We start from the raw sequence: 12,326 nt of genomic DNA, 5'->3' as shown, positions 1-12,326 counted from the left end.
TTACTTCTTTTCGTCTTCGTCGATGATCTCGGCATCGACGATGTCCTCGTCGGCAGCCTTGGCATCGGCGTGAGCGCCCTCAGCACCAGCGGCGCTGCTTGCGCCATCCGGGGAACCGGCGTGCGAGTAGATCGCTTCGCCGAGCTTCGACTGCGAGTGCTGCAGCTTCTCGAAAGCGGTCTTCACTGCTGCGTCGTCGGTGCCTTCGAGGGCCTTCTTGAGGGCGTCGACGTCGGCCTTGACCTCGGTCTTGACCTCTTCAGGCAGCTTGTCGTCGTTTTCGGCGATGAGCTTGTCCACGGAGTAGGCGAGCTGCTCGGCAGTGTTGCGCGTGTCGGTAGCCTCGCGGCGGGCCTTGTCCTCGGCTGCGTGCTCCTCGGCTTCACGGACCATCCGGTCGATGTCTTCCTTGGACAGCGCAGTGCCGCCGGTGATGGTCATCGACTGCTCCTTGCCGGTGCCCTTGTCCTTGGCGGAGACGTGGACAATGCCGTTGGCGTCGATGTCGAAGGTGACCTCGACCTGCGGGACGCCGCGCGGGGCCGGTGCGATGCCGGTCAGTTCGAACGTTCCCAGCGGCTTGTTGTCGCGGGTGAATTCACGCTCGCCCTGGAAGACCTGGATGGCCACGGACGGCTGGTTGTCGTCAGCGGTGGTGAAGGTCTCGGAACGCTTCGTGGGGATGGCCGTGTTGCGCTCGATCAGGTGCGTCATGACGCCGCCCTTGGTTTCGATACCGAGGGAGAGCGGGGTGACGTCGATCAGCAGGACGTCCTTGCGCTCGCCCTTCAGCACACCAGCCTGGAGGGCTGCGCCAACGGCAACAACTTCGTCCGGGTTGACGCCCTTGTTGGGCTCCTTGCCGCCGGCGAGTTCCTTCACGAGGTCGTAGACGGCGGGCATACGGGTGGAACCGCCCACGAGCACAATGTGGTCGATTTCGGAGAGCTTGATCCCGGTCTCGGCGATGACGTCGTGGAACGGCTTCTTGGTGCGCTCGAGCAGGTCCTTGGTGAGGTCCTGGAACTTGGCACGGGTCAGCTGCTCGTCCAGGTGGACCGGGCCGTCGGGGGTGACGGAGAGGTACTGGAGGGAGACGTTGGTGCTGGTGGAGGACGAGAGTTCCTTCTTGGCCTGCTCAGAAGCTTCGCGCAGGCGCTGCAGGGCGATCTTGTCCTTGGAAAGGTCGATGCCCTTGATCTTGAGCTGGTTCAGCAGGTAGTCAACAACGCGCTGGTCCCAGTCGTCGCCGCCGAGGCGGTTGTCGCCGGCGGTGGCGCGGACCTGGATGGTGGAGAAGCCGTCTTCGTCCTTGCCGACTTCCAGCAGGGAGACGTCGAACGTGCCGCCACCGAGGTCGAAGACCAGGATGAGTTCGTCTTCTTTGCCCTTGTCCAGGCCGTACGCAAGTGCAGCGGCGGTGGGCTCGTTGACGATGCGGAGAACGTTCATGCCGGCGATCTCGCCGGCCTCCTTGGTGGCCTGGCGCTCGGCGTCGTTGAAGTAGGCCGGGACGGTGATGACAGCGTCGGTGACCTTCTCGCCGAGGTAGCTCTCGGCGTCGTTCTTCAGCTTCATGAGGATGCGCGCGGAGATTTCCTGCGGCGTGTACTTCTTGTCGTCAATGGCGACGGACCAGTCGGTGCCCATGTGGCGCTTCACGGAAGCGATGGTGCGGTCGATGTTGTTGACGGCCTGGCGCTTGGCGATTTCGCCGACCAGGACTTCGCCCGACTTGGAGAATGCAACGACCGACGGCGTGGTGCGGCCACCCTCGGCGTTGGCAATGACGGTGGGCTCGCCACCTTCGAGAACAGAGACGACGGAGTTGGTGGTTCCGAGGTCGATACCTACAGCGCGTGACATATGGTGCTTCCTTTCAATGGCCGACGATCGAGATTTCACCCGATTCCTTTCCTCATGGAGGGTTCGGAGCCGGGGAGCACTCAACCTTCGGCTAGTTGAGCGTTCTGCACTCAACTGTACTCAGGCCTCATTCAATGTCAATCCAAAGTTGAGTCGAGTAGGCTCAACTCTTTTCAACGAGAGCCCATGAACCCCGGAAACTCAGGGATCCATGGGCGATTTCGCCGTGGGAGAACGCCCGGTTGAGGGCCGACGTCGAGCTCGCGGGAACAGTGCCGGTTCGCCGGAACGCTCCGGCGACTGCGCACCGTTCCGGCGATGTCGAGGACGGGCCGGCGCGTTATTCGCCCGGGCCGAGCTGGGCAAGATAGTAGTTCTTCGGCCAATGCCTGACCTTTTCCGGAAGCCTCGGATAAGCCACGGCCAACAACCGCATGATGGCGTCGAAGCTGCGCCGGTGACGCGCCTTCCAAGGAAGTCCGAATCCCGCGCGAAGCTGCTCCGGCAAGAGCCCGGCTGTCAGCAGGCGGACCAACGGCATGCTCAAACGCATCAAGAACGGCCCGCTCGCGGGGTACAGGAGCTCGTGGGCCACTCGCAAAGCGGCCGCATCCGGTTCGAGGTGCCGCAAGGAATCGTCCCGATAGCGCGCGAAGGCCGGGCGGTCGGCCGGCCAGAGTTCCGCGGGAAGCTGCAAGGCCGTCCCGATCCGCGCATACTCACGGTAGATCCGGTCGGCAGTGTCGTCGTCGAGGGCTCCGTGGACCTTTTCGTAAACGGTGACAGCGGTGTCATAGAGGGTGGCCACGACCCAGAGCTGGGAGTGCGCATCGAAGGCGTTGTACCCGTTCGACGCCTCGTCCGCTGGCCGGCGAACCGGGGCGTGCGCACGATTCACGGCCCGGCGCACCGCCGCCAGTTGCTCTTCCGAGCCATAGACCACGGCGTAGACGTACGTCATGGTGGCACGCAAGCGGTCGAGTGGCCGCTCGGCGAAATTGCTGTGCTCGGCGACGCCGTGACCGACCGCGGGATCGGCGACCTGCATCAGGATGGCGCGGCCTGCACCGGCCAGCAACACGCCCTCCGCGCCGATGTCAGCAAGTCCACGACCCATGCAGTTACTGTACATTCGCGGCTACAGCCCCACGACCCCCAGCAGCACCTCGAGCTGGTGCTCAAAGAGCTCGTCCCGCGCGGCAAAGGTGTCGGCGCCGTATTGGCCGAACACCTCGAAGCTGACCGCGCCGAAAACCGATGTCCACACCAGCACGCCCCGGGCCAACGCGGGCTCCGGAACGGCCACGCCCAGTTCGGCCCGGACCGCCGCCAGGTTCGCGGCGAGGGCGGGAGGAACGACGACGGCGGGCGCCACTTCGGCGGCCAAGGCGCCCGCGCGGTAGGCGGCGTCGAAGATCCCCACCATCCGGTAGATCACCCGCGTTCCAGGTTCGGTGGTCCGTTCCGCGGGCGCTTGGTATCCGGGCACCGGGCTGCCGAACAGGAGGGCGTACCGCGCCGGCTCGCGCAGGGCCCACTGCCGCACGGCACGGCCGAGCGCCAGGAACCTGCCACGATAGTCGCCTTCAGGGAGGGCGTCGACGGCGGCATCCACGTCGTCGCCCAGCTCTCCGTACGCGTCAATCAGCAAGAGGGTCAGCAGTTCGTCGCGGCTCTCCACATAGCGGTACACAGCAGAAGACACCACGCCGAGGTCGCGCGCAACTGCCCTCAGGGACAGGCCCGCGGCGCCATGCAAAGCAAGGTGCTGACGGCCCAGCCGGATGATGTCCGCCACGGTCTGGGCCCGGGCCCGCTCTCGGGGCGTCGATTGCTTGGCCGCTGCAACTAAGGGGAGGTCCATGCATCCAGCATGCCATAAAGGAGAGCACTGGAAACAAATGCGAGCAATGCTCTTGACATGCAATTCGAAAGGATCCATCCTGAATTCAGAGAGCACCGCTCTCTAATCAAGACTTCCACCAATAGATCCCAGCCGGAAAGCGAGCAACACCATGTATGTCGTCACAGGAGCAGGCCCCGTCGGATGGACCATTGCCGAACAACTCGCGGACCGCGGAGAACAGGTGCGTGTCCTGACGCGCTCAGGTAGCGGCCCGGACCACCCGCTGGTCGAAAAGCTCCGCGTGGATGTCTCGTACCCGGCGAAGTTGGTGCAAGCCTTCGACGGGGCCGCGGCCGTCTTCCACTGCATCCACGGTTCCGCCTATCGCGCCAAAGCCTGGGCGGCCGAACTCCCTGTTGCAGAGCGGGTGGTGATGGACGCGGCATGGGCGGCGGGCGCCGTCGTCGTCTTCCCTGAAAGCCTTTACTCCTACAGCGAGCCGGACAATACCCTCACTGAAAGCAGCCCGCGCGAAGCGGCCGGCGGGAAACGCGGGATCCGTTCCGCCCTGCTGAAGGCCCGGCAAACCCACGCCGCGAACACCGTCAGCGTGGTGGCAGGCGATTTCTTCGGTCCACGGGCACGCATGGCGCATGCCGGCGAGCGCATGGTCCCGCTGATACTGAAGGGCAAGACAGTCCAGGTTCTCGGAAGCGCCGAGCAGCCGCACTCTTTCACCTATGTCCCGGATCTCGCCGCAGCCATGATCGCCGCGGCCCAGAAGCCCGAACTCTGGAACTCGGTGCTGCACGCCCCCACGGGACCGGCAATGACGATGCGGGAAATTGCCGGCAACTTCGCACGGTCGGCCGGCGTTCCCGAACCGAAGCTGAGCGTGGTTCCCGGTTGGCTGCTCCGGGCACTCGGCTTGTTTTCAACCGACATGCGGGAGCTGGCCGAAATGATGTACCAGTTTGAGCGGCCGTTCGTCATGGATTCCACGGCGAGCCAGGCCAAGCTCGGGCTGGAACCGACGCCGCGCGCGGACGCGATGGCGGCGACCGTGGCCTGGTGGCGGGATCAGGAAGCCGTGGCCGCCCGCTGATCCTCTTTCGACGCCGGATGGCGGGCCAAGCGTCCCGGCCACCAGATGCGGGACCCGACGTCGTAGGACAGCGCAGGCACCAGGAGCGATCGCACGATCGTCGTGTCGAGCAGCACCCCGAACGCCACGATAAAGGAAATCTGCGCAAGGAAGAGGATCGGAATGACCCCCAGGGCGGCAAAGGTTGCAGCAAGGACAACGCCGGCCGAGGTAATCACTCCGCCGGTGGCACCGAGCCCCTTCAAGATGCCGGCCCTGGTTCCGTTGAGCATCGACTCCTCCCGGACGCGGGTCATGAGGAAGATGTTGTAGTCCACGCCGAGGGCTACAAGGAAGACAAAACCGAAGAGCGGAACCGAGGCATCCGCTCCGGGGAATCCAAACACATGGTTGAACACCCAGGCCGAGACACCCAACGCGGCGGCATAGGACAGCACCACGGTTCCTATCAGCAAGAGCGGCGCCAGGATGGACCGCAGCAGTGCCATGAGCACCAACAAGATGACCGCCAAGACGATCGGGATGATGCGCCACAAATCCGACTGCGCGCTCGCGTTGGTGTCCGTGGCCGTGGCCGTGGTTCCTCCCACCAGGGTTCCGGGGGCCGTGTCATGGAGCTTCTGCCGGAGCGTGGCGATGGTCTGTTCGGCCTTCGCCGAGTCGGCCTCCGAGGACAGGGTGGCATTGATCAACACCCGTCCGTCCCGCACCAAGGGGGCAGCACCGGTCGCGGCGTCAGCCAGCGGTCGGGCTCCGGAATCCGGTGGAACGGCAACCACGGATGCATCCGAGATGCCTTCCTGGGCCTTGACTTCGGCAAGCACCACGGCTGCCGACTTTTCCTCGGCCACCACCACTACGGGGCTTCCTGCGCCGGCCGGATAGTGCCGGCCCACAGCCGTTTGGCCGTCCACAGCCTCGGATTTGCTCAGGATGAGTGCCGACTGCGGAACACCGCTCGCCTGGAGTTGCAGCAGGCCTGAAGCGCAGACCACCAAAACGGCGGCGGCCCCCAGCCATACGGCCCTGGGCCGCTTGGCTATGATTCCGGCCAGACGCCTCCAGACCCGGGGAATGTTGGAGTGGGCCGGGGCGGCGACGGCGGCACTCGCCGCAGCACTCGCGGCCTGGGCTTTCCTCGGCGTTCGCGGCCAAAATGCGGACCGGCCGAGAAGTCCAAGCGCCGCGGGAAGCAGCGTGAGGCTAGCCAACATTGAGAAGACGATTCCGATCGCTCCGATAGGCCCCAGCCCCCGGTTTGAATTCAGTTCCGAGAAGAGCAGGCAAAGCAACGCCAGCGCGACCGTCGTGCCGGACGCCACAATGGCCCCAAAGCTACCCTTGTACGCGCGTCCCACAGCCGACCATTTGTTTGACGCGTCACCCAAGGCCTCACGGTAACGGGCCACAAAGAGGAGCGCATAGTCGGTGGCCGAGCCCACCACCAGGATGGACAGGATCCCTTGGCTCTGTCCTGTCAATTGGATTGCGCCCGCCTTCGCCAAGGCAAAGACCACCAAGATGGACCCGCAAAGCGCGAAGACGGCAGTAAGGAGCACCACAAAGGGCAGCACCACGGATCGATAGACTGCCAGCAGGATGACCAGGACGGCGCCCAGCGCCGCGAAGAGCAATATCCCGTCGATGCCGCCAAAAGCGTTCACCAAATCGGCGAGAAAGCCTGCCGGTCCCGTCACGTAGCTGGTTGTTCCAGCGGGGAGCCCTGCCCCCGCCGCATACCCCGTCGCGTTTGCGCGAAGTGCTTGAATGCTCTCCTTGACACCGTTTCCTTCCTCCACGGGGACGATGAATTGCACCGCCTTGCCGTCCGCGGACGGAATCGGCCCGACCATCGCCGTCGAATGGCTGACCCCGGCGACGGCGGACAGCTGGGTGCCGAGGGGCGCCAATCCGGCCAGTTGAGCGGGTGAAAGTTTCTCGGGAGACTCGAACAGCACCACCGCGGGAACACTGCCGCTGGAAGCGAACTTGCTTTGCCATGCGCGGGCTTCGGTGGATTCGGCGCTCGCCGGCAGGAAGGATGCTTGGTCGTTGCTGGACACCTCGCTGAGCTTTCCAAAGGTCGGGCCGCCGATTCCACCGATGACCATCCACGCCGCCAGCGCTAGCACCGCCGCCGCCACCCACCACCGCGAACTGCTTCGTCGCCCGATTCCAGGCCGTCTGTCGATCATGGCCGCCCCCTCCGTAATTACTTCCATGGTGAAATATATCTATCATGGAGATAATTGGTCAATGGCATCCCGGTGGGATAATTTGAGGCTGAAGGAGGCCTCATGGATGACAATCACGACGTTCGGTCCGCAGCGGCACTCCTTGGGCTTCTCCAGCAGTTCACGGTCGAAACGGAGCGCTACGTGGAGGCTGTCAGCAACCGCCACCATCTCCATCGAACGGACCTGAACGCATTGGCGGCCATGGTGGCCGCCGCGCGGGAGGGCAAGACAATGACTCCCGGGGCGCTCAGGGCGGCACTCAACCTGAGTTCTCCGGCAACAACCGCGCTTGTGGATCGACTTGACCGGGCAGGCCATTTGGCACGCCGCCGCAGCGAAAAGGACCGTCGGCAGGTCCAGCTGGAGATGACTGACTCCGCACGCGCCACCGGCAGCGAATTGTTCTCTCCCTTGGCGGGCGCCATAACCCCTGTCATTGACGCACTTTCGCCGGAAGAAGTCCACGTAGTCATGACTTTCATGCAAGGCGTCATCGAGGCCACCAAGACGGCCCGCAACGACGTCCCGGCAAACAGCCAACCATCGAATGGAGTGACGCCTGAACCCCGGTGACTCGCGGACCAGTGCGGGAGTAACGTAGTGCACAACGGCTAGCTGGACCACTTTGTGGACTGGAGTGTCACCGTGGGTGTTGTGCGATCATCCCTGACCGAGCTCCTCGGGATACTTTCCGACGCCGTCTCTCCAGTGCGCGTCCGTTTCGACGACGGTTCGGAACCGCCAAGGGGTCAATCCTCCGACGCTCCCGTCACGGTCCACGCCGTCGCCATGAACAGGGTGGGCCGGTCCCGGCGGGAGGGGCCGCTGCTGGACCTCGAGCTCAAAGTGGCCGTGGAATGCCATGGACCCACGCAACTGGACAACATGGAGAAGCTCCTGGTGGCCATCGAACAAAACACCCAGTACTCCGTGGTCTCCAGCGGTGAATTCCAACCGGACGAATACGACGCCGGGATCCGCCAAGGCCTCGGCTTCCTGGTCCGCGTCCCTGTGGGCATAAGCCTCGACGAGCCCTCCGGGCCTCCGGTCGCCGAACCCCTGCTTGCCGCTTCCACGCTGGCCCGCCTCATCCACGGCAGGTTGGTCGACGTCCACAACAAGGGCATCCCCGAGGCTTATATCCGCCCGCATTCGTCGGCGACCGCCGTCGTGAGCGATCCCACCGGCCATTTCGAGGTCCTGGCCTCGGCGGACGATCTCCAGCACTTTGTGGTGGCAGTCCGCGGCACCGAACGCGAAGTCTCGGCCAACACGAGCAGCCTGCCGGTCATCATCCGATGGGAGTGAGGCGCGGGACGTGAAATGATCAACCATGCGTCCGATGCAGCACTCCAGCAAACTACAGAACGTCCGCTATGAACTCCGCGGGCCCATCCTCCAAGCCGCCAAGACCATGGAGGCCGAAGGGCACCGCATCCTCAAGATGAATCTCGGGGACACCGCGCCGTTCGGACTGGAAGCTCCAGAGTCGGTTGTGGTGGACATGATCCACCACCTCCGCGGCGCCCAAGGGTACAGCGATTCCAAAGGCATCTTCACGGCGCGCACAGCGATTTCGCAGTACTACCAGACCAAAAACCTCATGAATATCGGCGTCGAGGATATCTTCATCGGCAACGGCGTCAGCGAACTGATTTCCATGACGCTGCAGGCTTTCCTGGAAAACGGCGACGAGGTCCTGATCCCCGCGCCGGACTATCCGCTGTGGACGGCAACGGTGACCCTCACAGGCGGAACGCCGGTTCACTATCTTTGCGACGAGGGCCGGAATTGGTGGCCGGACATGTCCGACGTCGAAGCCAAAATCACCAAGCGCACCAAAGCCATCGTCATCATCAACCCGAACAACCCCACGGGTGCTGTATACCCGCGCCACATCCTGGAGGAGTTCGCGGCACTGGCACGCAAGCACGATCTTGTCCTCTTCTCCGACGAGATCTACGAGAAGATCCGCTACGAGGACGCCCAGCACATCCATACGGCATCCGTGGCAGACGACATCTGCGTCCTCACCTTCAGCGGCCTCTCCAAGGCTTACCGGATGCCTGGTTACCGGGCCGGCTGGGTCGCTGTGACCGGCCCGCACGCGGCAACTGCCGAATACCGCGAAGCGTTGGAGCTCCTGGCGTCCCTCCGCTTGTGCTCCAACGTTCCGGCGCAGCACGCCATCCAGACCTGCCTTGGCGGCTACCAGAGCATCGAGGAACTCATCAGGCCAGGCGGCAGGCTCCGCGAACAACGGGACCTGGCCTTGAAGCTCCTGACGGCGATTCCCGGGGTGAGTTGCGTTCCTGCAGCCGGGGCGATGTATTTGTTCCCGCGGCTGGACCTTGATGTCTACCCGATCGAGAGCGACGAGAAATTCGTCCTGGACCTCCTGCAGGACCAGAAGATCCTGGTCTCCCACGGCTCGGCTTTCAACTGGCCAGCCCCGGACCATTTCCGCTTCGTCATCCTGCCATCCGTCCGCGAGATCGAGGAAGCCGTGCGGCGGATCGCCACGTTCCTGGCGGCGTATCGGAACCGGCCCCAGGCGTAAGGGCCACGCGCAGTTCCGCCCGCTTTCGGCTCCATCGGGGTAGCGTTTCCCTATGAACGAGCAGAAGCCTGAAGACGTCTACACACACGGCCACCACGAGTCCGTCGTACGCGCCCACGCCTCCCGCACAGCCGAGAACTCTGCCGCGTTTGTCATCCCGCATCTCACCGCCGGGACGTCGGTGCTCGACGTCGGATGCGGGCCCGGGAGCATCACGTGCGACTTCGCGGAGCTGGTGGCTCCCGCGAAGGTCGTCGGGCTCGACCGTTCCGCCGAGATCGTGGCGCAGGCTGCGACGCTCGCGGCCGAGCGTGGCGTGGAAAACGTGGAGTTCGTCACGGGCAATATCTACGATCTGGACTTCGAGGACGAGACCTTCGACCTCGTCCATGCCCACCAAGTCCTGCAGCACCTGACCGACCCCGTCGCCGCGCTGCGCGAGATGCGGCGTGTCGCCAAACCCGGCGCCATCGTTGCAGTCCGCGACGCCGATTTCCACGGCATGAGCTGGTACCCGGAGGTCCGCGAGCTCGACGACTGGATGGAGCTCTACCAGAAGATCGCCCGACGGAACGGAGCAGAACCCGACGCCGGGCGGCGGCTCGTGTCCTGGGCGCAGCAGGCGGGCTTCACCGACGTCGCTCCCTCCAGCAGCAACTGGCTGTACGCCACCGCGCAGCAGCGCCGCTGGCAGTCGCGTGTGTGGAGCGAACGCGTCCTGCACTCCGCCTTTGCCGAGCAGGCGCTGGAATATGGCCTGGCCAACGAGGCAGACCTCGCCAGGATCGCCGCCGGTTGGCACCGTTGGGGCTCCACGGATGACGGCTTCTTCCTGATCCCGAACGGGGAAGTCATCGCACGGGCCTAGCCGGCCGCCCAAAGTTTCTTGGAATTTCCCTCGGCCCATGTCGAAAACCGTCCTGCAGTTCCGACTTATGAACGAAGGCGTCCACACGGAGCGCCCTGATAAAGGAGTTCGAGATGAAATACATGATCATGATGTTTGGTTCTGCCGAGGGCATGATGGAGGCCGCGGACCCCGAGTGGATCAGGGAAATGATCGGATTCATGATCCAGATCGACAAGGACCTTACTGATTCCGGCGAGATGGTCTTCAACGCCGGATTGGCCGATCCTGGTACTGCCAAGCTGGTCAAGCAGACGGACAACGGGGTCATCACCACCGATGGACCTTTCGCCGAGGCCAAGGAATCCCTCATCGGCTACTGGGTAGTGGACGTCGCCAGCGAGGAACGGGCCGTGGAAATCTGCTCCAGCATCGTGAAATACGCACCGGTTGTGGAGCTGCGCCGCGTCCAGGACGCTCCGCCGGAGATCTAGCGCTTGGCCGCACCTTCCAAGGAATCCACGTTCGAGGACCTGCAGCGCACGCTCGCGCCGCAGGTCCTTGGCGTGCTCATCCGAAGGCACGGCCAGTTCGCCGAATGCGAGGATGCCGTCCAGGAAGCGCTGCTCGCGGCAGCAATGCAATGGCCCGCCTCCGGTGTTCCGGAGAACCCGAGATCGTGGCTGCTCACGGTCGCTTCACGGCGTTTGGTGGACTACTGGCGCAGCGAAAGTGCCCGGCAGGCACGCGAACAACGCGCGGCGGCCTTGGAACCGCCGCCTCGAGAAGACCCTTCCCCGAGCAGTGAGACGGACGGGATTGCGGAAGACACCCTCACCCTCCTTTTCCTGTGCTGCCACCCGGCCCTGTCAGCACCCTCGCAACTGGCACTGACATTGCGGGCGGTCGGAGGGCTCACGACGGCGGAAATCGCCAGCGCGTTCTTTGTCCCGGAAGCCACCATGGGCCAAAGGATCAGCAGGGCCAAGCAGAGCATCAAGAAGGCGGGAGCCCATTTCGAGCTCCCGGAACCGGGCGAGCGAAAGGCGCGGCTCGGCGTCGTCCTCCACGTCCTGTACCTGATCTTCAACGAGGGCTACGCGGCCAGTTCCGGCCCATCCATGCAGCGCGAAGACCTCACTGCCGAGGCCATCCGCCTTGCCCGGCTCCTTCGGGAGCTGCTCCCGGACGAGTTCGAAGCGGGCGGGTTGCTGGCCCTCATGCTCCTGACCGACTCGCGACGACGCGCGAGGTCCCTCCCGGACGGGATGTTGGTGCCGCTCGCCGAGCAGGATCGCCGGCTGTGGGACCGGGCCCAGATCGCCGAAGGTCTCGAACTCTTGTCAACGGTGCTGGGGGCCGGGCGTCCGGGGCCCTATCAGCTGCAGGCCGCCATTGCGGCGGTCCACGCCGAGGCACCGTCCGCGGCCCAGACCGACTGGCCGCAGATCCTGGCGTTGTACACGGTCCTCGAAGCCGTAGCGCCAAGCCCGGTGGTGACGCTCAACCGGGCAGTTGCGGTGGCCATGGCGGAAAGCCCGCGGGCGGCCCTTGAGCTGTTGGATGGGCTTGGGACCGGGCTGGGAGACTGGCACAGGCTCGACGCCGTTCGCGGACACCTGCTCGAAATGTCCGGCGACCCTGCGGGCGCCCGGGAGTGCTTGCTGACCGCGGCGAAGAAGACCGGGAGTCTGCAGGAGCGGCAGTATCTCCTGGTGAAGGTGGCCAAACTCGGGCAGTTGTCCACATAGGCTAAGTGGTCTCTGGTTGTGCTCCTCGGCCGCGAATAGCCTCAAACCATGATCATCCACGAATAGTTCGTATTGAGCATCCTCGAAAGCGCGAGTTGGGCTTCCTGGGTCAGA

The 12,326-nt window shown here is 64.4% G+C and carries 11 protein-coding genes; 7 read left to right on the top strand and 4 right to left on the bottom strand.

Annotated features, from left to right (window positions below; all coding sequences use genetic code 11):
* The 3 genes from dnaK to KNN17_RS12740 form a co-directional block, all read right to left on the bottom strand.
* The gene (gene dnaK / locus KNN17_RS12750; RefSeq protein WP_078107406.1) at window positions 1–1,866 is read right to left on the bottom strand and encodes a molecular chaperone DnaK; all 1,866 of its coding nucleotides are present in this window, start codon (window positions 1,864–1,866) and stop codon (window positions 1–3) included.
* Window positions 1,867–2,206: 340 nt separating this feature from the next.
* Window positions 2,207–2,983, bottom strand: coding sequence for an oxygenase MpaB family protein (locus KNN17_RS12745; protein ID WP_241709433.1), 777 nt, complete (start codon window positions 2,981–2,983; stop codon window positions 2,207–2,209).
* Between the two features lie 21 nt (window positions 2,984–3,004).
* Complete coding sequence (locus KNN17_RS12740) at window positions 3,005–3,730, bottom strand: TetR/AcrR family transcriptional regulator (protein ID WP_241709432.1); 726 nt, start codon at window positions 3,728–3,730, stop codon at window positions 3,005–3,007.
* A gap of 151 nt (window positions 3,731–3,881) precedes the next feature.
* Between KNN17_RS12740 and KNN17_RS12735 the strand changes: the two genes are divergently transcribed.
* Window positions 3,882–4,817: an NAD-dependent epimerase/dehydratase family protein gene (locus KNN17_RS12735; protein ID WP_241709431.1), complete on the top strand. Its 936-nt coding sequence runs from the start codon at window positions 3,882–3,884 to the stop codon at window positions 4,815–4,817.
* Here the strand turns inward: KNN17_RS12735 and KNN17_RS12730 are convergent.
* A complete protein-coding gene (locus tag KNN17_RS12730; RefSeq protein ID WP_241709430.1) occupies window positions 4,793–7,012 on the bottom strand; it encodes an MMPL family transporter in 2,220 nt (739 codons plus the stop codon). The genes KNN17_RS12735 and KNN17_RS12730 overlap by 25 nt on opposite strands.
* 102 nt (window positions 7,013–7,114) lie before the next feature.
* Here KNN17_RS12730 and KNN17_RS12725 point away from each other — a divergent pair, with 102 nt between their 5' ends.
* The 6 genes from KNN17_RS12725 (at window position 7,115) to KNN17_RS12700 (ending at window position 12,212) form a co-directional block, all read left to right on the top strand.
* Complete coding sequence (locus KNN17_RS12725; protein ID WP_241709429.1) at window positions 7,115–7,627, top strand: MarR family winged helix-turn-helix transcriptional regulator; 513 nt, start codon at window positions 7,115–7,117, stop codon at window positions 7,625–7,627.
* Between the two features lie 81 nt (window positions 7,628–7,708).
* Window positions 7,709–8,362, top strand: coding sequence for a hypothetical protein (locus KNN17_RS12720; protein ID WP_241709428.1), 654 nt, complete (start codon window positions 7,709–7,711; stop codon window positions 8,360–8,362).
* A 25-nt stretch (window positions 8,363–8,387) separates the two neighbouring features.
* Window positions 8,388–9,614: a pyridoxal phosphate-dependent aminotransferase gene (locus KNN17_RS12715; RefSeq protein ID WP_078107400.1), complete on the top strand. Its 1,227-nt coding sequence runs from the start codon at window positions 8,388–8,390 to the stop codon at window positions 9,612–9,614.
* Window positions 9,615–9,666: 52 nt separating this feature from the next.
* Window positions 9,667–10,482, top strand: coding sequence for a methyltransferase domain-containing protein (locus KNN17_RS12710; protein WP_078107399.1), 816 nt, complete (start codon window positions 9,667–9,669; stop codon window positions 10,480–10,482).
* Window positions 10,483–10,595: 113 nt separating this feature from the next.
* Window positions 10,596–10,955 carry a YciI family protein gene (locus tag KNN17_RS12705; RefSeq protein WP_241709427.1) on the top strand — a complete coding sequence of 120 codons (360 nt, stop codon included), beginning with the start codon at window positions 10,596–10,598 and terminating at the stop codon, window positions 10,953–10,955.
* A gap of 3 nt (window positions 10,956–10,958) precedes the next feature.
* A complete protein-coding gene (locus KNN17_RS12700) occupies window positions 10,959–12,212 on the top strand; it encodes an RNA polymerase sigma factor (RefSeq protein WP_241709426.1) in 1,254 nt (417 codons plus the stop codon).
* The last annotated feature ends 114 nt before the right edge of the window (window positions 12,213–12,326 follow it).

The organism is Arthrobacter bambusae (genome assembly GCF_022606295.1).
Lineage (GTDB): Bacteria > Actinomycetota > Actinomycetes > Actinomycetales > Micrococcaceae > Arthrobacter > Arthrobacter bambusae_A.
This window is presented reverse-complemented; position numbering and strand designations above follow the sequence as displayed.

Coding starts and splice junctions, on each gene's coding strand:
- dnaK (WP_078107406.1), bottom strand. CDS start 1,866: ATGTCACGCGCTGTAGGTATCGACCTCGGAACCACCAACTCCGTCGTC.
- KNN17_RS12745 (WP_241709433.1), bottom strand. CDS start 2,983: ATGGGTCGTGGACTTGCTGACATCGGCGCGGAGGGCGTGTTGCTGGCC.
- KNN17_RS12740 (WP_241709432.1), bottom strand. CDS start 3,730: ATGGACCTCCCCTTAGTTGCAGCGGCCAAGCAATCGACGCCCCGAGAG.
- KNN17_RS12735 (WP_241709431.1), top strand. CDS start 3,882: ATGTATGTCGTCACAGGAGCAGGCCCCGTCGGATGGACCATTGCCGAA.
- KNN17_RS12730 (WP_241709430.1), bottom strand. CDS start 7,012: ATGATCGACAGACGGCCTGGAATCGGGCGACGAAGCAGTTCGCGGTGG.
- KNN17_RS12725 (WP_241709429.1), top strand. CDS start 7,115: ATGGATGACAATCACGACGTTCGGTCCGCAGCGGCACTCCTTGGGCTT.
- KNN17_RS12715 (WP_078107400.1), top strand. CDS start 8,388: ATGCGTCCGATGCAGCACTCCAGCAAACTACAGAACGTCCGCTATGAA.
- KNN17_RS12710 (WP_078107399.1), top strand. CDS start 9,667: ATGAACGAGCAGAAGCCTGAAGACGTCTACACACACGGCCACCACGAG.
- KNN17_RS12705 (WP_241709427.1), top strand. CDS start 10,596: ATGAAATACATGATCATGATGTTTGGTTCTGCCGAGGGCATGATGGAG.